This window comes from Methylobacter sp. BBA5.1 (assembly GCF_000746145.1).
Lineage (GTDB): Bacteria > Pseudomonadota > Gammaproteobacteria > Methylococcales > Methylomonadaceae > Methylobacter > Methylobacter marinus.
This window is the reverse complement of the sequence record NZ_JQKS01000001.1, coordinates 234,294-261,026: the sequence shown is the minus strand read 5'-3', so window position 1 is coordinate 261,026 and position 26,733 is coordinate 234,294. Positions and strand designations below refer to the sequence as shown.

At 54.4% G+C, this 26,733-nt stretch carries 16 protein-coding genes; 13 read left to right on the top strand and 3 right to left on the bottom strand.

Features of this window, described 5'->3' with window-relative positions; translation table 11 throughout:
• The 3 genes from EK22_RS01075 to EK22_RS01065 all read left to right on the top strand — a co-directional run.
• Positions 1–370, top strand: a 370-nt coding sequence (locus tag EK22_RS01075; protein WP_036247126.1) for a transposase, incomplete at its 5' end; no start/stop codon positions are given.
• A gap of 284 nt (positions 371–654) precedes the next feature.
• Positions 655–5,778, top strand: coding sequence for a diguanylate cyclase domain-containing protein (locus EK22_RS01070; protein WP_152564972.1), 5,124 nt, complete (start codon positions 655–657; stop codon positions 5,776–5,778).
• A gap of 396 nt (positions 5,779–6,174) precedes the next feature.
• The gene (locus EK22_RS01065) at positions 6,175–7,614 is read left to right on the top strand and encodes a hypothetical protein (protein WP_036247122.1); all 1,440 of its coding nucleotides are present in this window, start codon (positions 6,175–6,177) and stop codon (positions 7,612–7,614) included.
• 52 nt (positions 7,615–7,666) lie between these two features.
• Here EK22_RS01065 and EK22_RS01060 read toward each other — a convergent pair whose 3' ends face one another.
• The 3 genes from EK22_RS01060 to EK22_RS01050 all read right to left on the bottom strand — a co-directional run bounded on the left by EK22_RS01060 (position 7,667) and on the right by EK22_RS01050 (position 11,544).
• Positions 7,667–7,963, bottom strand: coding sequence for a hypothetical protein (locus EK22_RS01060; protein WP_020157212.1), 297 nt, complete (start codon positions 7,961–7,963; stop codon positions 7,667–7,669).
• Positions 7,964–8,032: 69 nt separating this feature from the next.
• Positions 8,033–9,631, bottom strand: a complete 1,599-nt coding sequence (locus EK22_RS01055) for an alkaline phosphatase D family protein (RefSeq protein WP_036247120.1) — start codon at positions 9,629–9,631, stop codon at positions 8,033–8,035.
• Between the two features lie 470 nt (positions 9,632–10,101).
• Positions 10,102–11,544, bottom strand: coding sequence for a flavin monoamine oxidase family protein (locus EK22_RS01050; protein WP_020157209.1), 1,443 nt, complete (start codon positions 11,542–11,544; stop codon positions 10,102–10,104).
• A 264-nt stretch (positions 11,545–11,808) separates the two neighbouring features.
• On the opposite strand from EK22_RS01050, the gene EK22_RS01045 reads away from it, so the two are divergent.
• From EK22_RS01045 to EK22_RS00990, 10 genes are all read left to right on the top strand, one after another.
• Positions 11,809–13,191, top strand: a complete 1,383-nt coding sequence (locus EK22_RS01045; protein WP_036247118.1) for an ethanolamine ammonia-lyase subunit EutB — start codon at positions 11,809–11,811, stop codon at positions 13,189–13,191.
• On the top strand, positions 13,188–13,943 hold the full coding sequence (gene eutC / locus EK22_RS01040; protein ID WP_020157207.1) for an ethanolamine ammonia-lyase subunit EutC: 756 nt from the start codon (positions 13,188–13,190) through the stop codon (positions 13,941–13,943). The genes EK22_RS01045 and eutC overlap by 4 nt, the downstream gene beginning before the upstream one ends.
• Positions 13,944–14,786: 843 nt before the next feature.
• A complete protein-coding gene (locus tag EK22_RS01030; protein WP_232216302.1) occupies positions 14,787–15,713 on the top strand; it encodes an HvfB family MNIO-type RiPP peptide maturase in 927 nt (308 codons plus the stop codon).
• A gap of 730 nt (positions 15,714–16,443) precedes the next feature.
• On the top strand, positions 16,444–17,139 hold the full coding sequence (locus tag EK22_RS01020) for a response regulator transcription factor (protein WP_036247114.1): 696 nt from the start codon (positions 16,444–16,446) through the stop codon (positions 17,137–17,139).
• A 385-nt stretch (positions 17,140–17,524) separates the two neighbouring features.
• A complete protein-coding gene (locus EK22_RS01015; RefSeq protein WP_235209191.1) occupies positions 17,525–19,270 on the top strand; it encodes a multicopper oxidase family protein in 1,746 nt (581 codons plus the stop codon).
• Between the two features lie 45 nt (positions 19,271–19,315).
• Entirely contained in the window at positions 19,316–19,990 is a 675-nt protein-coding gene (locus EK22_RS22965) for an SCO family protein (protein ID WP_051961576.1), read from the top strand.
• A 59-nt stretch (positions 19,991–20,049) separates the two neighbouring features.
• Entirely contained in the window at positions 20,050–21,681 is a 1,632-nt protein-coding gene (locus tag EK22_RS01005) for a hypothetical protein (protein WP_036247110.1), read from the top strand.
• 93 nt (positions 21,682–21,774) lie between these two features.
• Complete coding sequence (locus EK22_RS01000; protein ID WP_036247108.1) at positions 21,775–22,473, top strand: SCO family protein; 699 nt, start codon at positions 21,775–21,777, stop codon at positions 22,471–22,473.
• A gap of 138 nt (positions 22,474–22,611) precedes the next feature.
• On the top strand, positions 22,612–24,276 hold the full coding sequence (locus EK22_RS00995; protein ID WP_235209190.1) for a type 1 periplasmic-binding domain-containing protein: 1,665 nt from the start codon (positions 22,612–22,614) through the stop codon (positions 24,274–24,276).
• 300 nt (positions 24,277–24,576) lie between these two features.
• A complete protein-coding gene (locus EK22_RS00990) occupies positions 24,577–26,724 on the top strand; it encodes an FAD-dependent oxidoreductase (RefSeq protein ID WP_036247104.1) in 2,148 nt (715 codons plus the stop codon).
• The last annotated feature ends 9 nt before the right edge of the window (positions 26,725–26,733 follow it).

Below are 26,733 nucleotides of genomic sequence, written 5' to 3'. Positions count from 1 at the left end.
ACGGTATTTAGTCGATGTCATCCATCCGCACGCCAAGCGGATTACCTTGGTCATGGATAACTTGAACACGCACACCGGGGCTTCGCTTTATAAGGCCTTTGAACCACAAGAGGCGCGGCGAATTTTGGATAAACTGGAAATCCATTACACGCCCAAGCACGGCAGTTGGCTTAATATGGCGGAAATCGAGTTGAGCATCTTATCAAGACAATGTTTGGATCGGCGCATTCCGAATCAAGAGGTCTTGAAAAACGAAGTCGCTGCCTGGCAAGACAAACGAAATTCGATTTCAAAACCCATGGAATGGCAATTTACCAATCAAGATGCTCGGGTAAAATTGAAAAAATTTTATCCGACAATACAACAATGACTAAGTACTAGGCTTCCAGCTAATTTAAGTCTGAATCATTAAGGATAAAGTTCAAGGACTAGTCAAAAGCAGCAGGTTTGATTTTATTTACTATGACTGGTGTTTAATTGTGTAACTGATGTTACGCGGCCAGCTGAAGTTAGATCGATTCAATTTACACGCAGCATCAGTCAATAACTCATCTTCGCCATGCCCCCTGAATAAGGGCCAGGCTGCATCAGCCCCGCGCTTTCAAGCGTCAAACTCCCGGTTGTTTGCTCAATGCCGGCAAGGTTTTGTTTTTTATGGATTACCTGCTACGCTTGTTGATTCAGTCATGTCATTTACAGAGCTCACTTTTGCCGGCCATGGATCGTTATCAAATCAAGGAATGCATACACGATAGAGGCTGGTACCGGCTCTATCGGGCTGTGTGCCGGCGGCACTGCCATGAAGTGGTGCTTAAATATCTGGCCGACAGCCATCCTGGGCCGGCCATGCTGGCCTGTTTCCGTTCGGAATATCAAATCTTGCGGCACTTGGCCCTGCCGACCGTGATCAATGCCCTGGCCCTGGAGGACCACGGCCGGCAGCTGATACTGGTGCGCGAATATTTTCCGGGACAATCCTTAAGGGAGTACGCGGGCGGGCAGGCATTGCCGATGGATGCCGTTTACCGCTTGATGGCGGCGCTCGCCGAAACGCTGGACGCGATCCATCGGCGCGGCATCGTCCACGGCAATCTCAATCCCGACAATCTGTTGCTCGATCCGGAGCAGATGCAGCTAAAGCTGATCGGCTTCAGCTGCGCGAAATTCATCGACCAGCTCGATGAGGAAACGAATCCGTCCGCGCTGCCGGTGCGATGCATCGATTATCTGGCGCCGGAACAAAGCGGACGCATGAACCGGCGCGTCGACGGCCGCGCCGACATTTATGCGCTGGGGATCATCCTGTTTGAATTGTTGACCGGTCGAACGCCGTTTGCATCGGACGATTCCATCGGCCTGATTCATCGCCACATTGCGCAAAGCATCCCCGACCCCCGCCAGTTCCGCCCGCAACTGCCGGAAAGCCTGGCGCGGGTCGTCATCACCATGCTGGCCAAGGATCCCAATGACCGTTATGCGACGGCGGCGGAGTTATTGGCGGATATTGCCGGCTGCCGGCAGGCGATGCTCGCCGGCGGGGCTGTCGACTCCGACCGGCCGGCGATCTTGAGGATTTCCGATCGTTTGTACGGGCGCGACGCCGAGCTTGCGCAATTGGCTGAAGCATTTGCCGGTTCGCGGCGCGGCCAGGCCGTGTTGTGCCTGGTCGCCGGCCGATCCGGCGTTGGCAAAACGCGGCTGTTCGAGGCCTTCGGCCGGCAGGTGCTGCCGACCGACAGCTATGTTGTCGCCGCCAAATGCGATCAATACCAAGCCAATCCCCCGGCGCGGATTTTTCCCGCGGCCTTCCGGGGATTGCTCCAGCAATTGCTGGGCGAGAACGAGGAAACGCTGGCTGACTGGCGGCGGCGACTGGTTGACGGATTAGGCGGGGAAGCCCAACCCGTCGTCGAACTGGTCCCGGAACTGGAACTGCTGCTGGGGCCGCAGCCGGTCCTGCCGGAGCTGCCGGCCGGCGAGGCCAATACCCGGCTGAAGCGGCTGTGGGTGCGGTTCGTGCAGACGTTTTGCCGGCCTGACCGGCCATTATGCCTGTTCCTGGACGATGTGCAGTGGGCCGAGCCGGCCTTGTTTGAGTGGCTGGAGCCCATGCTGTTCGACATCAGGCATTTGCTGCTGATAACGGCTTACAGGGACAATGAGGTAACGCCGGATGGCGCACTGGTGGCCCTGGCGGATAAATTGCGCAACAACGGCCGTCCGGTCGAGACTGTCGAGCTGGCGGAGCTGCCGGCCCCGGCGTTGGCGGAGATGATCGCCGATTCCATCCCGCTCGGCGAAGGCTCGGCCGCTGAACTCTGCAACGCGATATACGCCAAGACCCAGGGCAACCCGTTCTTTTTCGTCCAGTATCTGCGCGAGTTGCAGCAGGATGGCGTCTTGACCTGCCAGGCCGGGTCCGGCAGCTGGCGCTACGATAGCGACAGGATCAGCGCCATCGGCATCAGCGACAATGTCGCCGAATTCATGTTGATGCGTTTCGCTTCGCTGGACGAGTCGGTGCGTGAGCTGCTGAAAATAGCCGCCAGCATCGGCAGCGACTTTGACGCCGGGTTGATCGACGCCGTGTTCGGCGGACAAACCTCTCCGCGGGAGAATCTGGAGGCCGCCGAGGCATTGGGGTTGCTGGTGAAACTGCCCGGCGGCGGCAAAACAGGCAAGGAACGTTATGTTTTCTCGCACGATCGCGTGCAACAGGCTGCCCATTCATTGTTGGCCGGGCATGAGTTGTTGGCCAACCGGTTGAAATTAGGCCGCTATTGGGCCGGCAAGGCTTTAATCGGCCATGACCGGGAATTGCTGTTTCGGGCGGTCGAGCATCTCAATGCCGCGCAGGCGTTGATTGTCGAAAGCAAAGAGAGGCGCCGCCTGGGCGTCGGTAACTTCAAGCTGGGCCTGTGGACCAAGCGTCGAGGCGCGTTCGAGCAGGCGCTGCCCTTTCTGCGGCATGCCTCGGCGATACTGGCCGAGAATCCGCTGGGCTTCGGCGGTCTCGCGGCCGTGATGCGCCATCGCGCCGAATGCGAGCATCTTTGCGGTCATCATCAAACGGCCTTGCAGCTTTTCGGGCAGGCCGTCGAGTTGGCCCGGTCAGACCTGGAAAAGGCGCGCGTCTTTGAACTGATGATCCAGTTTCATGCGGATCTGGCGCAGTTCGACCAGGCCTATCAGGTCAGCCGGCAGGCGGCGGCCTTATTCGGTATCGATCTGCCGGCACGCTTCAATCGCCTGGCCTTTTTGGCCGACTTCCTGCGCCTGAAGTACCGCTTGCGGGCGTTCACTGTTGATGATTTGCTCGCGCTGCCGGCCGTGCACGACGCCAGAATGGACATCGCCATCCGCTTGCTGTCGGCCACTTTAAAGGTGGCCTATCAGTTGCAGCCGGAATTATGCGCGGCGATATCGGTGAAACAGGTCGGTCGCTGCCTGCAACACGGCAATAATGCCGAGGCGGTGATCGGCTACATGGTGTTCGGCGTGATTTTCCTCGGCGGCGTGCTGGGCAATCATCAGGCCGGCTACGACTACGGGCGTTTGTCGCTGGGCCTGTTGGACCGCTACGCCAATCAACGGCAAAAAGCCGAAGTCCATTTCGTCTACGGCTATTTCGCCCATTCCTGGACGCATCCGGCGGCGGATACCGAAACCTACTGGCGCGTCGCGCTCGAATCGGGATTGGAAAGCGGCGACTGGTTCCATAGCGGCTGCGCCTGTTGCGGACTGGCGCAAAGCCAGTTCATGCGCGGGGTGCCGCTGGATACGCTGTGCCATGACATTGACGGCATGCTGGCGACGCTGAAACGCATCGACAGCCGCGAGCATGCGGGCGTGCTCCGGGGCATACGCCAGGCGGTCCGGAACCTGCGCGGCCATACCGATGCGCCGGATTCGTTCGGCGATGCCGGTTTCGACGAAGCCGCGTTTGTCGAGTCCTTGGCCGAGTACGGCTCTCGGCATTTCGCGCATTATTATTTCGTCAATAAAATGCAGTGCCTGTATTTGTGGGGCGAATACGACCGCGCCCTCGAACTGAGTCGGATCTCCGCCGGTTATCTGAAGGATTCGGCGGGCATGCTGCATGCGGTCGAACATCATTTCTATACGGCATTGATCCTGGCCAGGCTGTATCCGGGCAAATCGCGCGACAGTCGCCGCAAAACCTTGCGGACTGTTCGCCGCACCGAAAAAAACCTGCGGCGCTGGGCGCGGCGCTGCCCGCAAAATTTCCTCAGCCGCTGGCATTTGCTCGGCGGCGAGATTCATCGCCTGCGGCAGCGTCCGGCCCTGGCGGTGGTGGCGTATCAGCAGGCCGCCATCGATGCGGAAGCGAACGGGCAATTGCATCTGGAAGCCCTGGCCAATGAACTGGCCGCCGGGGTATATGCGGAGTTGGGCCAGGACAGGCTGGCGCGCTTTCATTTTGAAGAGGCCGGGTATTGTTACCGGCGCTGGGGCGCGAGCGGTTATTTGCAGCGCTTCAATTCCGTCCACGGCCAGGCCCGGTCTTCGTCTCATGCCGCGCCGGCCCGGCAAGGCACCGCCCATGTTCTGGATACCGTGACATTGATCAAGGCCGCCGAAACCATTGCCGCGGAGCGGCGCATGCCGCTTTTGCTGCAAACCCTGATGCATATCGTGATCGAAAACGCCGGCGCCCAGCGCGGCGTTTTGCTGTTGCAGGAAGAGGGCGGGCTGATGGTCCAGGCCGAAGCGGAGATTGATGTGCGGGACGTGACGGTGCTGCAGCGGCTGCCACTGTCGGCTGCCGCCAGCCTGCCGCATAGCGTGATCAATTTCGTGGCGCGCAGCCGGGAAACCGTGGTGCTGGAAAATGCCGGGCAGAGCACCGTTTATGGTCGTGATCCGGCTATCGTCGAGCGCCGGGCACGCTCGCTGCTGTGCGCGCCGCTGCTGATGCGCGGCGAACTGCGAGGCGTGCTGTATCTGGAAAACAATGCCGCCGATGCGGTGTTTACCGGCGAGCGCGTGTTTCTGTTACAGCACTTGAGCGGCCAGATCGCCATTTCCATCGACAATGCGCAAGGCTACCAACTGCTGGAAGACAAGGTTGCGGAACGCACCGCGCATATCGAAACCCAGAAAGCGGCTCTGGAGGACACAAATCGCGAACTGCAGGCGCGTAATGCCACGATTTCGGCGCTTAACCAATGCTTGCAAAGCGAAAACCAGGAGCGCCGGTTGGCGGAACGGGAATTGCAGAAAGCCAATGAGGAGTTGCAGCGCCTGGCGACGGTGGACGGCCTGACCCAAATCGCCAATCGCCGCCGTTTCGACGCCTGCCTGGAAAGCGAATGTCTGCGTTTGCAGCGCGATAAAACGCCGCTGGCGCTGATTTTGTGCGATATCGACTATTTCAAGGTGTTTAACGACCGCTACGGGCATCAGGCCGGCGACGCGTGCTTGCAACGCGTCGCGCAGGCGATTGCCGACGCGTTGCGGCGTCCCGCCGATCTGGCGGCCCGTTACGGCGGCGAGGAGTTCGCGGTGATCCTGCCGCAGACCGATGCGCAGGGCGCGATCCAGATTGCCGATTCAATCCGCCAGGCGGTGACCGGTTTGCGCATCCCGCACCAAGGCTCGCAGGTGGCCGAATGCGTGACCGTCAGCATCGGTATCGCCAGCGCAATGCCCGCGTATCAAATTTCTCCGTCAGCGTTGATCAAGGCCGCCGATGATGCGCTTTACCAAGTCAAGAAAAGCGGCCGCAACGGCATCGTTCAGATAGCGCTCGCCTGACAGGCCGCGCGCTGCTTTCATGCGCAATGGCCAAATCATGACGCTTAACCTGCTATTTTCCCGATTGTTGCTAAGCTTAGGAACGTGAATGTTATAACGCTCGCGACCGACTTGTCTTTCCGGCCATCCTCAGCAATGGCGGGTTTTATTTCATTCTCGTTCCTTATCACCGGCAGATGCTAAGGATTTGGCTAAAAATGACTTCCTGAAACTGGAATCCTGCATAGGATGTGCCGGTCCAAAGCGGGCGCTCCAGGCGGCGCAGTGAAGCGCATCGTTCGCGAGCGATGCGCCTCCTGTCGTCGGCACATCCTATGTTTAAACAGGGAAATTATTTACGACCAAATTTTAAGTGCCTGCCGTCGTTCATTACATGCAATTATCGGGAGTTCAGCGATGCAGTTCAGAAACAACAGGCCATTGATCGTATTTTCGGCAGGATTGGCGTTACTGCTGGGGGCGGGAGCCGCCCAGGCCCTGCAGCAAAAAACGGCGGCAATGGTGGACCCGTTTGCGGTCAATAACGGTCAGATTCCGTCCAGGGTCGAATACGAGGGGCCGCTTTGGCGGTTCAATCACGCCTATCCGCAAACGCCGCCGAATGCCGAGCAGCCGTGGCAAAAAGTTTTGAATGGCAAGCCGCTGACCAAGGATAACGCCCATGCCTATATCGAGGCGCTGAAAGAAGCCGTCACCCGGGACATGCGGGTGATGGTGACGCGGCCAAAGGAATGGAACGCCACGACGCATGAATGGTACAGCATGCCGTGGGCCGGCGCTGCCGTGGATAAAACCGGCTGGGAGGGCAGGGAAGCGATTTACGGTACTTATACCGGGCAGATCCTGCCGGCTTCGACGTATGCAGAGTCCGGGCTGAAAGTCGATATCCGCAATTACGCCACCATTTATTACAACGATGTTGCCGCTTACACGCTGCACCGCGTCTGGCAAAAATGCCGGTCGGGGCAGGGACGTTGCGTGCCGACGCTGCACAACAATGCCGCGCAATTCGATGAAGGCTCGCTGGTGGTCAAATCCGCCGGCGTCAATGCTTCCGGCGAACAATGGCCGGTGATGCAGGGGGCGGCGAAGTGGCAAATCTATCGTCCGCCGTTCAACCTTGACGGCACCGTTCCCAACGAACCGCCGGTAGTGAGCGATATTTATGTCGGCATTTTCGACATCATCGTCAAGGATAGCGTCGCCGCGCCGGAAACCGGCTGGGTGTTTACCACACTGGTTTATGACAAGGACGCGCCGGGCAAGGATGCCTGGGATAAAATGGTGCCGCTCGGCGCGATGTGGGGCAATGATCCTGAGGTTAATTCCGCGCGGAATCCCGGGCAGCCATTGCTGGAAACCTATATCAATCCCGCGGCGCCGGCTTATGCCAAAGTCACCCTGGGGTATGGCGGCCGCATGTCGGGGCCGTTCGACATCGCCGTTAAAACCAATGTCAAAGTCGATGGCATGATCGTCGCCAAACTGCCCAGTTCCTCCTGCTTGAGCTGTCACGGAACCGCCAGTTTCCTTCCCGGATCATTTCTGCCGCTGACCTTCTTTTATCCGGTGAAAATGCCGGTGATCGAGGGCCAGCCCTGGAACATGTACACGCCCGGCTCGGACGAGTGGAACGAATGGTTCAAGAATCGGCCGGGGACCGTGCCGCAAAGCCAGAAGCCGGGCGCGGTGGCGCTGGATTACAGTACCTTCATGGAAGCAGTGCTGATGAACTATGCCGCCGTCGAATCCGAGAAAAAACCTCAGATGCTGAAAAGTATGGGAGAGGATTTCTGGGCGACCTGGCGTAACTGGCAGAAAGCGAGAAGGCATTGATACGATGACGGATGTTACGCGCGGGGTGGCGTAACATCCGTTCCATGGATATCTACGGCTTTTCCTCGAATGCGTCCGCCGTGGCCGGGTCGGGCTTATGGGGCCGATGCGTGAGGTTGGGGCAGAAGCGCCGTTTTTTGCCTTCAAACTCCCGGCTACAGTCGGTCAGCCGGTGCTGATAACATAAAACACAGCGGTTCAGCCGGCGCTGGTATCGGCAATAAGCCCACATGACCAGATGGTCAAGGCGGTCGAATTCGGCTTTATTGCCTATGGCAAGCACATATTGCTTGACGTGTAACACGGCATAAAGGCGCCGCGCTTGGTTTATCAGCGTGTCGTTATCCATGTTTAATCACTTCTCCAGTCGGGTTCGTCAAGTTGTCGCCAGCGCCCATCGGTTTCCACGCAAGCCGTTTCAGGCAGACGGATAAATGTCCTGCGTGAACAGGGTGTCGCCTTCGATGTCTTTCAAGGCGACTGTCATCACCCGGCTGTCGCCGTCGATATCGACCTGGCCGAAGAACTGGAGTCCCGACAAGGGCGACTGGTTGGGGCTGGGCGAGGCTTTTTGAAAGATCAGTTGCGGCCCGAACGTATCGTCAAGCGGATGCGGACAGAAACTGCCGGCATTCAGCGGGCCGGAAACAAACTCCCAAAACGGTTCGAAGTTTTTGAACCGGGCTTTGCCGGGATCGTAATAATGCGCGGCGCAATAGTGGACGTCGGCGGTAAACCAGACCGTATTGGCAATGCCTTCCTGTTTGATGAAGGCCAGCAACTCCGCGATTTCAAACTCGCGCCCCAAAACGGGTCCGTCACCATTGGCGAAGTTTTCAAACTGGTGCCGGTTTTGTTCATCGAGGCCGTCCGGCAACTGTAAGCCGATCGGCATGTCCGCGGCAATCACTTTCCATACGGCCGTCGAATTTTTCAGCCCGGCTTTCAGCCAGTCCAATTGCTCGCGGCCCAGATAGGCGGTATCGGCGCCGGGTTGCGTCTGGCGGTTATAGTTATTGGGTCCGCGATAGGAGCGCATATCCAGCACAAACAGTTCCAGCAGCGGGCCATACGGCAGTTTGCGGTAGATCCGCTGGCTTTGGCTTGCCGAATAGTAGCGAATGGGCGCATATTCCAGGGCCGCGACGGTGCCTTGCGTCTTGAGTTCGGCGATATTCTTTTCGACATAGCGGGCATCGCCCTGCAAGTTTTTCGAGGGCGACCAGTTGTTGGTGATCTCGTGATCGTCCCATAGCCAGACGCATGGGACTTCGGCATTAAAACGGCGCAGGTTATGGTCCAGCAGGTTGTATTTGTAACGGCCGCGAAACTCATCCAGCGTCTCGGCGACCTTGGTGACTTCCGGAATGACGATGTTGCGCCAGACGTCACCGGTCTCATGGACGGGCTGGGATTCCGAAATAGGGCAGTCGGCATAAATGCTGTCGCCGCAATGGATAAAAAAATCGGGGTCGGTCAGGCGCATGGTTTCATAGATTCTCATGCCGCCGATGTCGGGGTTGATGCCCCAGCCCTGGCCGCAGGTATCGCCGGACCACAGGAAGCGGATGCTTTTCATATGCGCCGGGGCGGTACGAAAATAACCGTGGCCGGCCTGGCTCAATGCCCGGTGATTATTGCTGTCATGAAACATGACCTGAACGAAGACATCCTGTCCGGCAGGCAGTCCGGTTAAATCGATGCGGGCGGTATAGTCGTTATGTACGGTGGCCAAGGGGCCTTGTATCAGCTTTGCATCGTTAAAGTCGGGGTTAAAACTGTAGCCGACAAGCATCCGGCCGGGGCGGTCGGCCCGGCTCCAGACGATCGCCCGGTCCGACAGCACGTCTCCAAATTGAACGCCGTGCGTCAATTGGGGTTGGACGGACAATGACGTCGGATTCAAGGCGGCGGCAATATTGCTTAATCCGGTGCATGAAGGGGCAACGCCGGCGCCCACGGCAAGACCTGCGTTTTTGATGAAGTTACGGCGGGATTTTTGATAGTCATTCAACATAACACAAGCTCTGAATTTGAAAATCAGGCTGTATTATTCAAGCGGGTTATGACAGGGTAATGACGGTTGAAAATAAAACCGGGACGTGGTGTGGTGTTTCGGGTCGAATGAATTCGCTCTCACAGAGAGCCGCAAAGGCCTCGGCATCAACCGATATTACCTGGGAATGCGCTCTGGAATAGCAGGTAGAAACGGTAATAAGGATTTGGCCGTCAATAATGTCCCTGTTTACATAGGATGCGCCGACGACAGGAGGCGCATCATTCGCGAGCGATGCGCTTCACTGCGCCGCCTGGAGCGCCCGCTTTGGACCGGCACACCCTACAAGATTCCAGTTTCAGGAAGTCATTTTTAGCCAAATTCTAACCTGCAGGTGCGGATTTCCTCGTCAAAGCACAATTGGCAGAGTAGTAGGCCAAGTCTACCCATAGGTCATAAAAGCGCGAGCATAACCCGATGCACCATCGGTATCAATCTTGCCGCAAAATGTCTTTCACCGCGCGCATGGCGGCATGGGTTGCGCCGTTGGAGTGGGTGTCCTCGGTGAAATCACCGGCAAAATAAATGCGGCCCTGGGGCTGTCTTAACGAATCGGAAAGGCTGTCGTAGCGCGAGCGGCCCACAGGCCAGGACGCGATGGCGCGGGGATGATAGCGGTAAAAGGTCATTTGCCTGAACGCTTGCCGGAAACCGGGCCACTGTTTCTCGAAGGCGTCCAGCAAGGTAGCCTGAATATCTTCCGGGCTGCTGAGCCGGGAATTGAACCGTTCGGCATAAGCGCCGGTGACCAGTAGGTTCAATAGCGCATCGTTGCCGTTTTCAAAGTTGCCTTCATAAATCACGCCCAGGGGGCCATCGGAAAGGATAGGCAGAACGCTCTCGCCGTCATGCGTCCAGAACCGGCTGGCCTGGCGGTCTACCCGCACATGGGCGGTAAAGTAGGCGCCGCCTGCCTGCGTTTGTATCGCCTGTTGCCGTTCCGCGGACAGCGACGGGCTGAACTGGATATCGTTGAGCCTGAATAAGGGCACCGCGACAATGACGTGACGGGCGCGGTAAACATATTGCTGAAAGCTGCCCTGGTCGGTCGCGGTGACTTCGACGCCGGAGTCGGTCGATCTGATGTGGGTAACGAGCTGATTAAGCCGTATAGTGTCCTTGCCGATAAAGTCGGCGATCGCTTCCGCGGCGCGCTGGTTGCCGCCTATGACGTGATAAGGCGCCTGTCCTTGCCCTGAAAAGATATGCCATTCGGCGATGCCGTCGAGCGCGCTGATTTGATCCCATGAGGTGGCATACTCGGGTTCGGTTTCGATGCGGACAAATTCCAGGGCCTTGGGGGACAGCCCGCTGGTGGCTTGCATCCAGTCGGCGAAAGATATGTCCTTGAGCGCCAGGATTTCATCGGGCAGAGGCCGGCTGTCGAGCTGCTTATAGAGCGAGGCCATTTTCCGGTCCCAGTGTTGGTAGGCGGCCATTTCCCCGGCGCCAATCACCGATTCAAGGAATGCCAGGTTGGAATCGTGCAGGAAAGGATACAGTTTGCCATGATAGTAAAAGCTTGAAAAACTGGTGTAGAAAGTCTCCAGCGGAATATTGAGCTCGCGCATGATGTCAACGGCCGGGTTGCTTTCCCAGAATTCCTCCAGCCCTATCTCCGCATGGGCATTGTCGGCGTATGTGGCGGTGCGGATGCGGCCGCCGATATGCGGACTCATCTCGAGTATGACAGCGGATTTGCCGGCTTTTTTCAGATAATAGGCCGAACTCAAGCCGGACAGGCCGGCCCCCACGATCAGCACGTCGGCGCTATTGTCCCCGGCCAGCGCCCAGCCGGGCCGGAAACCGAGCGTGAGAATCAAAACAGCTAATAATGTAAAGCGGTATACGCGGGAGGGGAATTTAACCATCATTTGCATCGCCATTTGGGTTGGAATTAAAAACAGTCTGTAATTATGCACTCAAATGACTGAATGTGTGACACAGCGGCTGCAAGACCGATTGAATAGTTGGCTTAAATGTGGCTGCCTGATTCGGGCGCCAAAAGACTTGTCAGGGACGGGGAAAATTCAATTTCGCGGGGGCGCGCTATTCAGGTTGTCACATTCGAGTCATATTGTTGTCATATGCTCGAGGTTTATCGAATGACAAGGTAAAGGTCAACAACCGGGCAAGACATGAACTATTCCACGACCGTGCACGCTAAGAATTTCAACTTCCGCAATCTGCGGACCTTGATGGCCAAGGCCTCGCCCCGGCGGGCGGCCGACGAACTGGCCGGCCTGGCCGCGGATTCCGATCTCGAGCGGGCGGTCGCCCAGCGGCTATTGGCCGAAGTGCCGCTAAAGACTTTTATTGAGGAGCCGCTGATCGCGCCGGAACACGACGAGGTTTCCCGGCTGATCCTGGACCGGCATGATGATGAGGCCTTTGCTCCCGTCGCGTCCTTGAGCGTCGGGGCATTTCGCGATTGGCTGCTGGCGGACCGTGGCAATTTGTCGGCGCTGGCGGCCGGGCTGACGCCGGAGATGGTCGCTGCGGTCAGCAAGATTATGCGCAATCAGGACCTGATCGCCGTGGCGCGCCGCTGCCGGGTGGTCACCCGCTTCCGCGACACGATCGGCCTGCCCGGGCGCCTTGCCACGCGCCTGCAGCCGAATCATCCCACGGACGATCCGCGCGGCATCGCCGCCAGCATCCTGGACGGCTTGCTCTACGGCAGCGGCGACGCCGTTATCGGCATCAACCCCGCGACCGATCATCTCGACAATGTCCATACGCTGCTGAACCTGCTCGACGAGATCATCAGCCGTCATGAAATCCCGACACAGTCCTGTGTGCTGTCCCATGTCACCACCAGCATGGAACTGATGCGGCGCGGTGCGCCGGTCGACCTGGTGTTCCAATCCATCGCCGGCACCGAAGCGGCCAATCGCGGTTTCGGCATCGATCTGGCTCTGTTGCGGGAAGCCCGGGCCATGGCCGAGTCGCTGGGGCGCGGCGGCCGCCATCTGATGTATTTCGAAACCGGCCAGGGCAGCGCGTTGTCCGCGAACGCTCATCACGGCGTCGATGCCCAGACTTGCGAAGCGCGGGCCTACGCCGTCGCCCGGGAATTTTCGCCGCTGCTGGTCAACACCGTCGTCGGCTTTATCGGCCCCGAGTATCTGTACGACGGCAAGCAGATCATTCGCGCCGGCCTGGAGGATCATTTCTGCGGCAAGCTGCTGGGGCTGCCGATGGGTTGCGATATTTGTTACACGAATCACGCCGAGGCGGACCAGAACGACATGGACAACCTGCTGACCCTGCTCGGCGTTGCCGGATGCAGTTACATCATGGGCGTTCCGGGCGCCGACGATATTATGCTGGCCTATCAGAGCACCTCGTTCCACGATGCCCTGTATCTGCGGCAAGTGCTGGGCCTGAGGCCCGCGCCGGAGTTCGAGGACTGGCTGGAGAGGATGGGCATTTTCGATGGCCGGAACCGCCTGGCGGATGGGCAGGCTGCCACGCCATTGTTGAGTCATTTCCCGGTGCTTTCGGAGGAGCCGACATGAATGATTCCTGGCACACGCTGCGTCGGTATACGCAGGCCAGGATCGCCCAGGGCCGGTCCGGCTGCGGCCTGCCGACCTCGTCCTTGCTCGATTTCCAGCTCGCCCATGCGGCGGCCCGGGATGCGGTGCGCCAGCCCTGGGCGATCGACCGCTGCGTGCGGGCGGTCGAAGCGCTGGGGCTGGAAGCGCTGAGCCTGGCGACGCCGGTCGCCGATCGGGTGCAGTATCTGCAACGGCCCGATCAGGGGCGCCGCCTTGACGAGGCGAGCCGGGAGCGGCTCGAGACCCGCAGTCGCGAGGCGATCGATGTGGCGCTGGTCATCAGTAACGGTCTGTCGTCGACCGCGGTCGACCGCCACGGCCCGGCGCTGCTGAACACGATCGTCGAGGCGTATCGGCGCAACGGTCTGCGGCTCGGTCCGGTCTGCCTGGTGCCCAACGGCCGGGTGGCGCTGGCGGATGAGATCGGCGCATTGCTTGGCGCGCGCCTGGCCGTGATCATCGTCGGCGAGCGCCCCGGACTCAGCGCCGCCGACAGCCTGGGCATCTATTTGACCTACGCACCCCGGATCGGCAATACCGATGCCGAACGCAACTGCATCTCCAATATTCATCCGCCCGAAGGCCTGTCCTGCCAAGATGCAGCGGCGAAACTGGCTCATCTGAGCCAGGAAGCCCTGCGGCGTGGTCTTTCCGGCGTAGGGCTCAAGGATGACATGCCGAAATGGCTGCCTGATTCAACATTCACCTGAGAGCCGGTCTCCCGGCTTCTGGCCGATGGTTTAAGATTCGAGCCCCTGACTTTTGCCGATTGATGAGCGGTGATTTTTCGTCGTGATGTTCAACTATAGCCGTGCCGCTTTCAATGAAGTTACTGGTATTTGTCTGCGGAAATCCTTCGATATTCCTGGTTTCGGCATGATTTTGCGTTTTTAAAAAATTGTAAGTAATCGCTTCCGGGTTCGACTGATGCATTAGAAAAGCGATTTGTCTCTCTATAGCGGTGCAGGGGCACGGTCTTAGGATTTAGCTAAAAATGACTTCCTGAAATTAGAACATAGGATGGGTTGAGCAAAACCAGGCGCTCCAGGCGGCGCAGTGAAGCGCATTGCTCGCGAACGATACCCTAAAGGGCACAAGTGCGCCTCCTGTCGTCGGCACATCCTATGCTTAAATTAGGGAAATGATTGACGACCAAATCCTTAGTGGCAGTTTTTTAGTAGCGCACTGGCTGAATCCAGTCCGTTTAGTATGCAAAATTAGCGGAACGCAAGTACCGGCTCAGGTCAATCAAAAAATGAACGAATGCGATATAGCGGTATGAAGGCGTCAATTGAATGGTTTCGCATCAATACTTTGGATTAGGAAGTGGATTTGGTTTTTCAACGAATATTTTTGTTATGGTGATCATTGAATCATTCATTGATAAAGATGTCTTTGATCTTAAAAATTGATCGTAAAAGTTATGTTGTTAACAACCGTTGCCTTCATGAAAAAAAGCGATGGCTGTGATTTTCGCTGGAAAAGTCGCCGTTGAGTACAGGTTATTGTGCTTAAATTATTAATTAATAAGCATTTTTACATGGATCATAATTATGAAAAAAGTCATGTCTTCTTTGCGTTCATCCGGGGTTACTGGTGCTGGACTAGGTTTTCGGCGAGAGTTCTTGAGTGATCTTGAAAACGAGGTTTCGCCTGTCATTGACTTTTTTGAGGTATCACTGGAAAACTGGATGGATGTCGATGGCAGGCTTGGTATGATTTTTCGGGATTTCACCGAACGGTATACTTTTGTAGCGCATGGTCTTTCGCTGTCTTTGGGCGGTTCGGCTCCGCTGGATGTCGATTTTTTGCGCCGGATGAAAAATTTTCTAGACCAACATCAGTTTGCGTTTTATACGGAACATCTGAGCTTTTGCAGTGATGAAGGTCATTTGTACGATCTTTATTCTATTCCCTTTACCGAAGAGTCCGTGCAATACGTGGCTAACCGGATTCGCTTGGCACAGGACATTCTCGAGCGGCCTATTGCGATTGAAAATGCGGCATATTATGTTAAGCCCCCGTTAGCGGATATGAATGAATTAACCTTCATCAACGCGGTTTTGGAGGAGGCCGACTGCGTTTTTCATCTGGATGTCAATAACGTTTATGTTAACAGCATCAATCATGGCTATGATCCCTACCTGTTTTTGCAAGGCTTGCCCGGCGCACGTATCGTTTATGGCCATATTGCCGGGCACGAAACAGATAGTTCCGGCGCTCTTGTTGATACGCATGGGCAAAAAGTGATCGATCCGGTTTGGAAACTATTGGCTCTGGCTTATGAGTCTTTTGGCGTATTTCCTACCTTATTGGAAAGAGACCTCAATATTCCGCCGCTTGCCGAATTATTGACCGAGGTTGAACAAATCGCCGCGCTACAGGATTTTTATAACAGGGACTTAATAGGCGGTTTGTTAAAAACTGATAACGGAGGATATGCGGCCGAACTTAAACTCCGGTTTCAAGCCTCGCAATGACGTTTTCAATACGTCCGCGCCGCTGGCCCCATTCCCTTGTCAAACGGCTTGTCGGCATGATACATGACGCGGCATGCCCGGTTACTCCGCAACTGATTCATCAACCGCTTGGCCGTCTGGTTAATAAATGCCAACCAGCGGATTGTCTTGCCTGGTTAAGCTGAGGCGCTTCGACGCGGCGACCACGCGAGCATAAAAAATGAATAAACCGAGCGGTATTCAGGCTTTAGGCGTTGAGCTAAGGTTCAGGCTGTTTTTGCAAGGTTGCCAACTTTGCTTGAATACGGTTGCGGACAGCATCCGGCATTAAAATATCCTGACAATGCCTATCGATGGCGCCTCGGCATTTGCCTTTACTCCTTATCAATCCAATGAGTTTCCAGTCAGGTTAATCCGTCTTGAACCGCCAGGTCCGGGTAACGTTTGATGCGAATGTTGATTCCTTGGCCAGCCTTTGCTCGGCAGCTAATAAATAGCGATCGGGCTCATGATAGTATAAGGCGTTTGTGCGTCCTTTATTTACGCAATCCATTCTGACTGACATTGATTCTTTAAGCTTGAGAATGTTCGGTTTAATCAGGTTGTAAGCAGTGTCAGTCAATGGTGCCGTATAAAGACCAATAATATTTTCTACATATTTTTGTAAGATTTTAATGATTGATGCGACCAATTAAACTGGATTAGCAAATTTTTATTAATGTTATCTTAAGTTCGTCCCAGGTCGATAAATATGCATGCTGATAATGATAGTATCACCCAAAAACAAGCTAAAACGGTCATGCTGGTTGATGATCAGACATTGTATAGGGAAGCCTTGGCCAGCCTGATCATCACATGCCCTCATCTGGATGTAATCTCTCAAGTTGGATTTAATGAACAAACCTTGGAGACAGCCCGCGATTTGAAACCTGATATCATTTTAGTGGATCCTTGTTACAACCACGAAGATAACATTCCATTCATTCATCGGTTAGTGTCAGGGTGTAAAGAGAGCCATATTTTGTTGATTTCATCGCCTTGCCGCAGCAATGTTTATTTTGATTTTATTCGGGCCGGTGTATCAGGCATTGTATTAAAAACCCAGAGCGCCGGAATTTTGCTCAAGGCAATAGATAGAGTTTTATCCAATGAGTTATGGTTTGATCGAACCTTATTAACTTCCGCCCTGCAAGAAATTGAAAAATCGAATCAGATTGCAGAGTTGCAAGAAAATGGCCTGGCTTGTTTATCGAAACGTGAACGGGAAATCGTTAACCTGGTTGTAAATGGGCTTAATACATTATCGATCGCGAAAACCCTGCATATCAGTGAAAAAACGGTTCGCAATCATATTTACTCGGTCTATGGAAAGCTTGAAGTCAGGGATCGACTGGAGTTGGCCCTTTTTGCAACCCGCAACGGAATCTCTCCGGCATCCTCTCAATAAATAGTTTTATTAAGGGCATGATGTTTGCGCTCTATCGATAATGCATCGCTTGATTCCTGCTATCGATTTCTCTGCTGAATCCTCCTCAATCTCGACTTTTGCTTGCCTGAATAAAACTCAAGTTGTTCTCCAAATCTTCAACTGGCGTTTGAAAAATAGGTGAATAGCACTCAGTACATTAGGTTATCTATCATGAAAATAATGGGTAATCTATCCTAAAAAAAATGAGCCAAATCCCTCAAGACAACGGCTAAACCAAAATGTTAGATTGCTAGTGACCGGAATCAGCTTCACGTTCCGGTCTTAAAAAATCAACAAGAAAAAGCGCTTTTCGGGAATTTGAAAAGCAAATAATTTTATTGAAAAGATTGTGGGGGGAATGTTTATGGCAACAAGACGCGATGTTTTAAAGTTTGGAGCGGCCGGCGCCGGTTATAGTCTTCTGGCGCCTAAAATGAGTAAGGCTGATCTGGTATTTCCCGACGGGTTTATCCCGAGTATCGTGGAAGCGCCCAGTCCACCGGTAAGGCCATTTGTCGTACCGTTGAATGTGATGCCGATAGCCAAAAGCGTGAGTAAGAATTTTTTATCGACCGCGGCGGGTGGCGGAATGGCGCCCGATCCCCAACGTCATCAACGGTATCATGAATTTGAGCCGAAGCAGTTTTACGTCAATTATCTCGAAGAATTCCTGTGGCAGTACCACACGGATTTTCCTTACAATCTGGGATCCTGGTCCTGGGGCTTCCGCGAGCCGGGTATGTCGAAAGGCATAACTCCCGGCATGACCTTTCATTGTAAGTATGGCGATCCGGTATTCGTGCGGCGCATCAATAATTTACCGACGGTAGGCGCGGGAAATGTGCGCTTTGCCCTGCCCAGTCCAACGATACATTTGCATAACGCCCATACGGCGTCGGAAAGCGACGGGATACCGCAGGATTACGTCAACCCCGGCGAATTTTGGGATCACCAATACTGCAATTTCCCGGCAGGTTTCGACAAGCGTGAAACCCTGTCTACCTTGTGGTACCACGATCATCGCCTGGATTTTACCGCTCCTAACGTGTATGCGGGTTTGAACGGTTTTTATCTGCTTTTCGATGAAAAGGACGCCAACGATGAGACAAAAAAGGGCACCTTCCGCTTGCCCAGCGGCAAATACGATGTGCCGCTGATTCTGCATGATGTCCAGTTCGATCAGAACGGGCAGGCCGTCTGGGACTTTTTCAATCCCGAGCCGACCGGTAATGACCTGCCCAGCGCGCTGTATACCACGCACGGCATGATAGGCGACCGCTTTACCGTCAACCGGATCATTCAGCCCTATTTCACCGTCGAGGCGCGGAAATACCGTTTCCGTGTTCTGAACGGCGGCCCGTCCAGATTGTATGACCTGTATCTGCAAAAAGAAGGCGGCCCGGACAAGGGGGAGCAATTCTTTGTGATTTCAACGGACGGCAACCTGCTTCCCCAACCGATAGAAACCGACAAAATCAGGCTCGGCGTTGCGGAGCGGCACGACATCATCATCGATTTCTCCAAATACAATCCCGGCGACTCTATCTATTTGGTCAATCGCATGGAAATACGCGAGGATGGCGCGGGTTGGACCGGAAGACAGCTGGACCAGGGCGATCAAATCATGCGTTTCGATGTCGTCGCGGCCACCGGCCCCGATCCCAGCCGCATACCCGACCACATGCGCACGCTTCCGCCCATCAAGATGGGTACAGTCAGAAGGGAACGCCTGTTCGTTTTCGATTACGACAACGGTTTGTGGACGATCAACGGCAAATTGATGGACCCTAACAGACCCGACGCCTTGATCGAACAGGACAGCGCCGAGATCTGGACATTCAGAAATGCCGGAAATACCTGGATGCATCCTATTCACAGCCACTTCGAAGAGTTCCAGATACTGGAAATAAACGGAAAACCGGTGGATCGCAATGATGTTCGGCATGCCAGAAAAGACGTGGTCATGCTGGGACCTAACGAGGAAGTGAAATTTTACTCGCGCTGGCGGGATTTTCTCGGCAAACACGTCATGCACTGCCACAACGTCGTGCATGAAGATCATGCGATGATGATCCGGTGGGACATTGTACCTCCGGGTGAGGGCGATTAACTATGCCTGTTGTAACTCACAGAATTTGACTCGCACGAGGTATTTATGAATAACAAAAAAGACCAGAAAGTTTCAGCCCATCCGATTTCCAAAATGGAACTCAGAGACCTGCTAGTAAAAGCCCTGTTGCCGCCTCCGACCCAGGGCAGGGGCGGTAATCAGTTTCCTGATGTGGGAGTGACTTCGCACACCGGCAAGGCTTACCGTTTTTACAGTGATTTAATACGCGACAAGGTTGTATTGGTGCAATTCATGTCCATCGACAGCCAAAAGCATTTTCCATCGCTCGAACATATTTCTCAGATAGCCCAGCGCTTGGGGGACAAACTGGGCAATGAGGTGAGCCTGTATTCGATTACCACCGATCCTGAAAAAGATACCGTGGAGAGGCTTGCCGCCTATGCCGGGGAACATGGTATACCGGCGGGATGGCATCTGCTTCGTCCCTCGGAAGATGATTCCAAAACAATCAGCGGCCGGTTTGCCAGGCACCTATCCAGACACCATCACCATGAGGGCATTAATATGCGCATGGTTCACTATGGAAACGGCAGCGTGGGCTTATGGGGCGCTTTTGCCACTGACGCGGACCCGGATATGGCGGTAACGCGCCTGGGCTGGCTGCAAAACGGCAGCCCGGCAGGCAGTGGGATTAAGCGCGCCGGGCCCGTGGACCTGACCCGGCTCAAAAAAGACAAACACAGCAACCGCGATGTTTAAATCATCTTCGTCTTATCAATCCGCGATTCCAGAAGTACTTTAAGGAACGGAGTTCAACTATGTCAGAACAAAAATTCAGTTACAGCCGTCTGCTGTTAGCCATGACGATTTCCTTAGGCAGTGTTGCCGCGGCGAGCGCCGCGGACTGTCTCATGCCTCAACCGATGCCTCCCGAAGCTCAGGAATCGTTAACGGTAACCGACGGCGTGAAAACAACCACCATTATCACTCCGGAAAATACTATTTTCCCGAGTCAGGACCCTTTCGCCGAGCCGCCGGGAAGCAATCATCTGCCCACCGTCTACAAGAACGTTTGCGATAGCAACGGCGTCGAAGTGCCCAATACCCTGCCGTCCACGCCGGAGCATCCCTATAACCTGCATCCCGATCCTGTCGTTTCCGAAATCGATAAAACCTCGCCTACGGACGACTTGGCCATGGCTTTCAAGAAGATTAAGGACTCGAATGGGTCAAATGCCGCTGCCGTGCAGAAGGCTATCGATGTGCTGGAGGGCAATCCGATTCCGGGCCGGAATTATAGCGGCATGCCGATGCTGCATTACAACGGCCCTGATAAAGTAAAGCATGTTCAGCCCATCTTTGAAAATGGCGTCAAAGTTGGCGGTATTGTCGAGATTCATCAAATCTGGTTCGACAGCCATATCGAATCCGACACTAACATGATCGATCCCAGCGATGTGTTGGATGTGCCCTGGACCATACACTATAAAATCGATACGCTGAACCGCGGACATGAGGATTTCGCGCCGATGGTGATGTATTTCGACGACCCCGCACTGAGTCCGCCGGGGATGCCGCCGATGCCCAATGTCTTGATGGACCAGACATTTTTTCCGATGGAGGACGGCACCCGGACCGAGTATGAAATAAAGATGGCGCCGGGCAAATATTATAATTTGAGCTATCACTGGGGCTGGCGCAGGCATCCGCCAAGGGTTCAGGTTGCCGAAAACGCCCGAAAAATGTTAGCAGGCAAGACATTGGTGCAATGGGAAACCTCTGTTTTCGGCGAACATCCGACGGCGAGCGAAGCGGACAAATTGGCGGCGATCGCTAAAATAGGCGATCTTGCGCCCGCCAAGCGCATGTGGAACACCTTGCGGTCAATTAAATCGAATGGCAGTGCTTCCTCAGAGGATGTCGCGGCGCTCAACCGTGCATTCTATCAGTGGCAGGACCGGAATAAACTGCCGGATGGCGTAACAGTCGATCCGGATAGCGACTGGACGCTGCTATTCGTCAACAATACTATCTATGGCCAAATGAAAGGTATTACCGATGACAGCGCTGTCATCTATCCCGATTGGAAACTCAGAGGCAAAACAGTAAAAATCAAATTGCTGAACGGGGACCATTTCGACCATGCCTACTTCAATGTCGATTTCGGCGGCAGGCGCGGTTGGGAAAATACCTTCCAGTCCACCGAAGCCATCGGAGGGGCTGGACAATGGTTCACTTTCGGACGCGCTCACTGGTGGGTTAATGCCGGCATGCCCACATCAGGCAAGCCGAGCCTGATAATAACGCCGCCCGCAATGGGTTCAGGCGACAACACTGTCGTCGGCGAGCATAATCTGGTCATGCAAATGAATTTCGAACCTTCGCGGCGTATACGCTGGTATCAATTCGACCCTTTGCATCACGATATTGCGGTGTGGTCGATTCATTAACCGTATGATTTAAAGCTATAACATAACCGTTGGAAATCGGCGGCGCTCTTGTATTGAACAAGGCGCCGCTTATCTGTTTTTATAGGGGGGATAATGCATTTACGATATCAATGGTTTCTTGGAATTGTCTTTTTATGGCTTTATGGGGAAAGCGCATTAGCCGGCGATATCATGCAGGGCTGGATGCTATCCGATCCCAAGCCCATGGCCAGCGAGAACCCGACTCGACAATCCAGCGAAGAGCATGCAAAACCTTCGGTTAAAAACTATACGCGTAGCGAGGCCAGATACGACATACCTGACTTGCAAATGGTTGATAAGGAAGGCAGCGCTGTCGACCTTCACCAATTGATCGATTACGGCGGGCCGGTCATGGTACAGTTCATCTTTGCAACCTGTTCCACCATTTGTCCGGTGCTAAGCGCTTCTTTCGCCAGCGCCCAGCCCGAACTGGACGCATTGGCCGGCGATGAATACCGCCTGATTTCCATATCGATCGATCCCGAACAGGATACGCCCGAGAGACTGTTCGAATACGCCAAACGCTTTAAAGCCGGAAAAAACTGGCATTTTCTGACCGGCAGCCGTGACGATGTCTCCAAGATATTGAAAGCCTTCGAAGCCTCTTATACCGGAAATAATAAAATGTACCACAAGTCGCTTACTTTCATGCGCTCCGGGCCCGGTGCCAACTGGATACGAATCGAGGGGCTCCTGGGCAGGAACGATATGGTCATGGAATATAAAAGCCTGATCGGGTTACCCGGCCCGTCTAAGGAACGGGAATTATAAAATTCACGTTCCTAAAGATTAATGGCCAGTTGTTTTTCGGCATTATTTCTCTATTCAGCAATAACTAAATTAATGGACGCCAGATTGACATCATCCTCGCTCATAAAAAAGGGCTTAAAACTTTTTTTTGTAATTTTATTGCCGCTCGGTGGCTTATGGATTGCGCACCATTATTTTAATGTCTTCCGATTCGATAATTCAGCGATCGGTGAACGGATTTATAATCAAGGCATCGACTCTTCCGGCAAGCCGCTGCAAGGCCAAACCGAGGGCGACATTGAATTTAAAGATGCCCATTTCAATTGTGCTCAATGCCATCGGCGCAGCGGTTACGGTTCCAGTGAAGGCGGCAACTATGTTTTGCCGGTAACCGGCGCCAGCCTTTTCAATCCCCGCCGTTTCGATCGTGCCGATCTGTTCAAAAAATTATTCAAGGAAAGCCAGTCCAAACTCTTTTGGGCAAGAATGCGTTCTTCTTACCAGCGGCCGGCCTATACGGATGAATCCTTAGCGCTTGCCATACGCGAGGGCATCGATCCTTCAGGAAGAAAATTAAGTTCCTTGATGCCGCGTTATAAAATCAACGATCACGATATGGCGGGCTTGACGGCCTATTTAAAGAATCTTTCTTCGCACAACGATCCCGGCGTGGACGAAAACACGATTTATTTCGCGACTGTGGTCAGTCAAAACGCCAATGCCGACAATAAGAATGCGATGCTATCGACCATCGAAAAATTCGTGGAATGGTTGAATCTGGAAACCAAAGGCAATCTGGATCATCCCAATTTTTCGCCGAGTTATCGTTCCGATTTCGCCAAGGCCTTCCGCATCTGGAATCATGAGGTTTGGGAGCTTTCCGATAACCCCGCGGAATGGCCGAAAGAATTGGCGGCGCACTATCAGAAAAAACCGGTATTTGCCTTAATCGGCGGCATGGCGGAAGGCAACTGGGCGCCGATACACGAGTTTTGCGAAAAAAACAGCGTGCCTTGCCTGTTTCCGTTAACCCAGTTACCGCCGGTTGAACAACCGGGCCATTATTCCATTTATTTCAATCAAGGGCTTTTATTGGAAGCCAAAGCGATCGCCAAGTATCTGCTGAAAGAAAAAAAACCGGATCCGGCAGCGCCTATTGCCGTGTTTCATGCGGACGATGTGGAAGGAAGCAAACCGGCGCGGGTTTTTATCCAAACGCTTAGTGCCGACAAGGCGCTCGCCGTTGAAAGCATTCCTGTAAAGGATATGGAAAGTTTTCGGCTTGAATGGACAAAATATATGGAGAGCCACCCCCGGATCGGCAAGATTGTCGTTTGGCCCGGCAAACTGGGAAGCGCGATTTTAAGCGAACTGGCAGCCCGGGCTCAGACGATAGAGCAAATTTTTCTGCCGTCGGAACTCTTGCAGGCAGATTTGACCAGCGTTTCAAAAGAGCTTGCGCCAAAACTCTATTTCAGCTATCCCTATGAACTGCCCACCGCCTATCATCCACGCGCATTCAGAGTCAGAGCGTGGATGAATACCCGAAGACTGCCAATTTCCAATGCCAGAGTTCAATTCAACACCTACTACGCATTAAATTTATTGCAGTATGGGCTCGAACATGTTGTCGATCATTTTTCGCGCGATTATCTGCTTGAATACATTGAACATGAAGCGGAAAACGCGCTAAATCCCGGCACATTTCCGAGATTAAGTCTTGGCCCCGAGCAACGGTTCGCTTCCAAAGGCGCTTACCTGGTGCAATTGGATGCTTCGGGAATGCAGCCGGTTAAACCTGTCAGCTCCTGGATCGTTCCATAGCAATCAAATGCTCCGAGAGCGCTTCTTGCATTACGCGATCAAAGTCATATTTTTGACGTCTTTAACGTTAAAAAAGGTGTCAAGCCGCCGCATAAATTCAGGGCAAAGGCGAAGACATATCGCTCAATTTTCTCGTCTTAATTTTTTCGTTCTGTAAGCAAATATCTTATTGATCGACTAACAGGCATCATTCATTGTTATGCAAAGGAATCCACGCTTGATTATTCAATTAGAGAGAGCCGGCCGGTTACAGACATCAGTATTAATAAAGCCGTCATTCGAACGGGCAGGGAGCGCATCTTGAAAGCATCAAGAATTGTGTTGCTCTTGGTCATCGCGGCTTTGATGGCGGCTTTTTTCATCTTCGATCTCGGGCAATACCTGACTTTGGAAGCCTTGAAATCGCGGCAGGCGGCCATTGAATCCTACCGCAGTGCCCATCCCGGTTTATCTGTCGTGATTTATGCCTTGCTCTATATCGCCGTTACCGGCCTGTCGCTGCCCGGTGCCACGGTATTGACCCTGGCGGGTGGGGCCGTTTTCGGTTTACTATGGGGCACGGTGATCGTGTCCTTTGCCTCGAGCATCGGCGCGACGCTGGCTTTTCTGGCCGCGCGGTTTTTGTTCCGGGATGCTGTTAAATCGCGTTTTGGCACCCGTCTGCAAGCGATCGATGAGGGCATTAGCCGCGACGGTCCTTTTTATCTGTTTACCCTGCGCCTGGTGCCGCTTTTCCCGTTCTTCATGATCAATCTGGCGATGGGGTTGACGGCGCTTCGTGCCTGGACATTCTACTGGGTTAGCCAGGTCGGCATGCTGGCCGGGACGCTCGTCTACGTCAATGCCGGTACCCAGTTGGCGAAAATCGAATCGCTGTCCGGTATATTGTCGCCAACCTTGCTGGGCTCATTCGCGTTATTGGGACTGTTTCCGTTGCTGGCCAAAAAAATCGTCGAAACCGTTAAAGCGCTTAAGGTTTACCGTCAATGGCATAAACCCGAACGTTTCGATAATAACCTTATCGTGATCGGTGCCGGTTCCGGCGGACTGGTGACAGCTTATATCGCGGCGGCCGTGAAAGCCAAAGTCACGCTGATCGAAAAGCATAAAATGGGCGGCGATTGCCTGAATACCGGTTGCGTGCCGTCGAAGGCGCTGATCCGTTCGGCCAAATGGCTGTCTCATCTGAAGCGCTCCGAAGAATTCGGCATCAAACAGGCCAGCGCGGAATTCGATTTCGCCGACATCATGGAACGGGTGCAGTCGGTCATTAAAACCGTCGAACCGCACGATTCGATCGAGCGTTACACGGAACTGGGTGTTAATGTCATCGAGGGCGAAGCCAAAATCATGTCGCCCTGGGAAGTCCGGATCAAAACCGCCGATGGCCTTCAAGTCCTGAGCACGCGATCGATTGTCATTGCCGCGGGCGCGCGCCCGTTTGTGCCGCCCATCCCCGGTATTGACACTATCGGCTATGTGACGTCGGATACCATCTGGCATTTGCGGACATTGCCGCAACGCCTGCTGATACTCGGCGGAGGTCCGATCGGCAGCGAACTGACCCAAAGCTTTGCCCGTTTCGGCAGCCAGGTCACCGTGGTCGAAATGGCGCCGCGCCTGCTGATGCGTGAAGACCCCGAAGTATCCGAAGCGGTCATGGCGCGTTTCAAACGGGAAGGCGTCGATTTACGCCTGGAACACACCGCGAGGGAATTTATTGTCGAAAACGGCGAAAAAATCCTGATCGCCGAGTACCAGGGTAAGCCGGTCAAAATTCCGTTCGACCAGGTGTTGGTCGCGATCGGCCGGGCAGCCAATATTAATGGCTACGGCGTCGAAGAATTGGGTATTACCTTGTCGCCTCGGAAAACCATCGCCACCAATGGCTTTCAGGCAACTAATTATCCGAATATCTACGCCGTCGGCGATGTGGCGGGACCTTACCAGTTCACCCATACGGCCGCGCATCAGGCCTGGTATGCCGCCGTCAACGCCTTGTTCGGCCAATTCAAAAAGTTCCGTACCGATTATTCGGTGATTCCCTGGTCGACCTTTACCGAACCTGAAGTGGCTCGGGTTGGCTTGAACGAACAAGATGCCAGAGAACAGGGCATTCCTTATGAGGTCGTGACTTACGGCATCGACGATCTCGACCGAGCCATTGCCGACGGCGAGGCGGACGGCTTTGTCAAAATCCTGACCCGGCCCGGCAAGGACAAGATTCTCGGCGTTACCATCGTCGGCGAACATGCGGGCGACCTGATCGCCGAGTTCGTCCTGGCGATGAAACATGGTATCGGACTGAACAAAATGTTGGGCACGATCCATATTTATCCGACCTTGGCCGAAGCCAACAAATACGCGGCAGGTGCCTGGAAACGCGCGCATGCGCCGCAAGGCGTGCTGCGCTTGCTGGAACGCTTACACGCGTGGCGGCGCGGGTAACTCAACCGG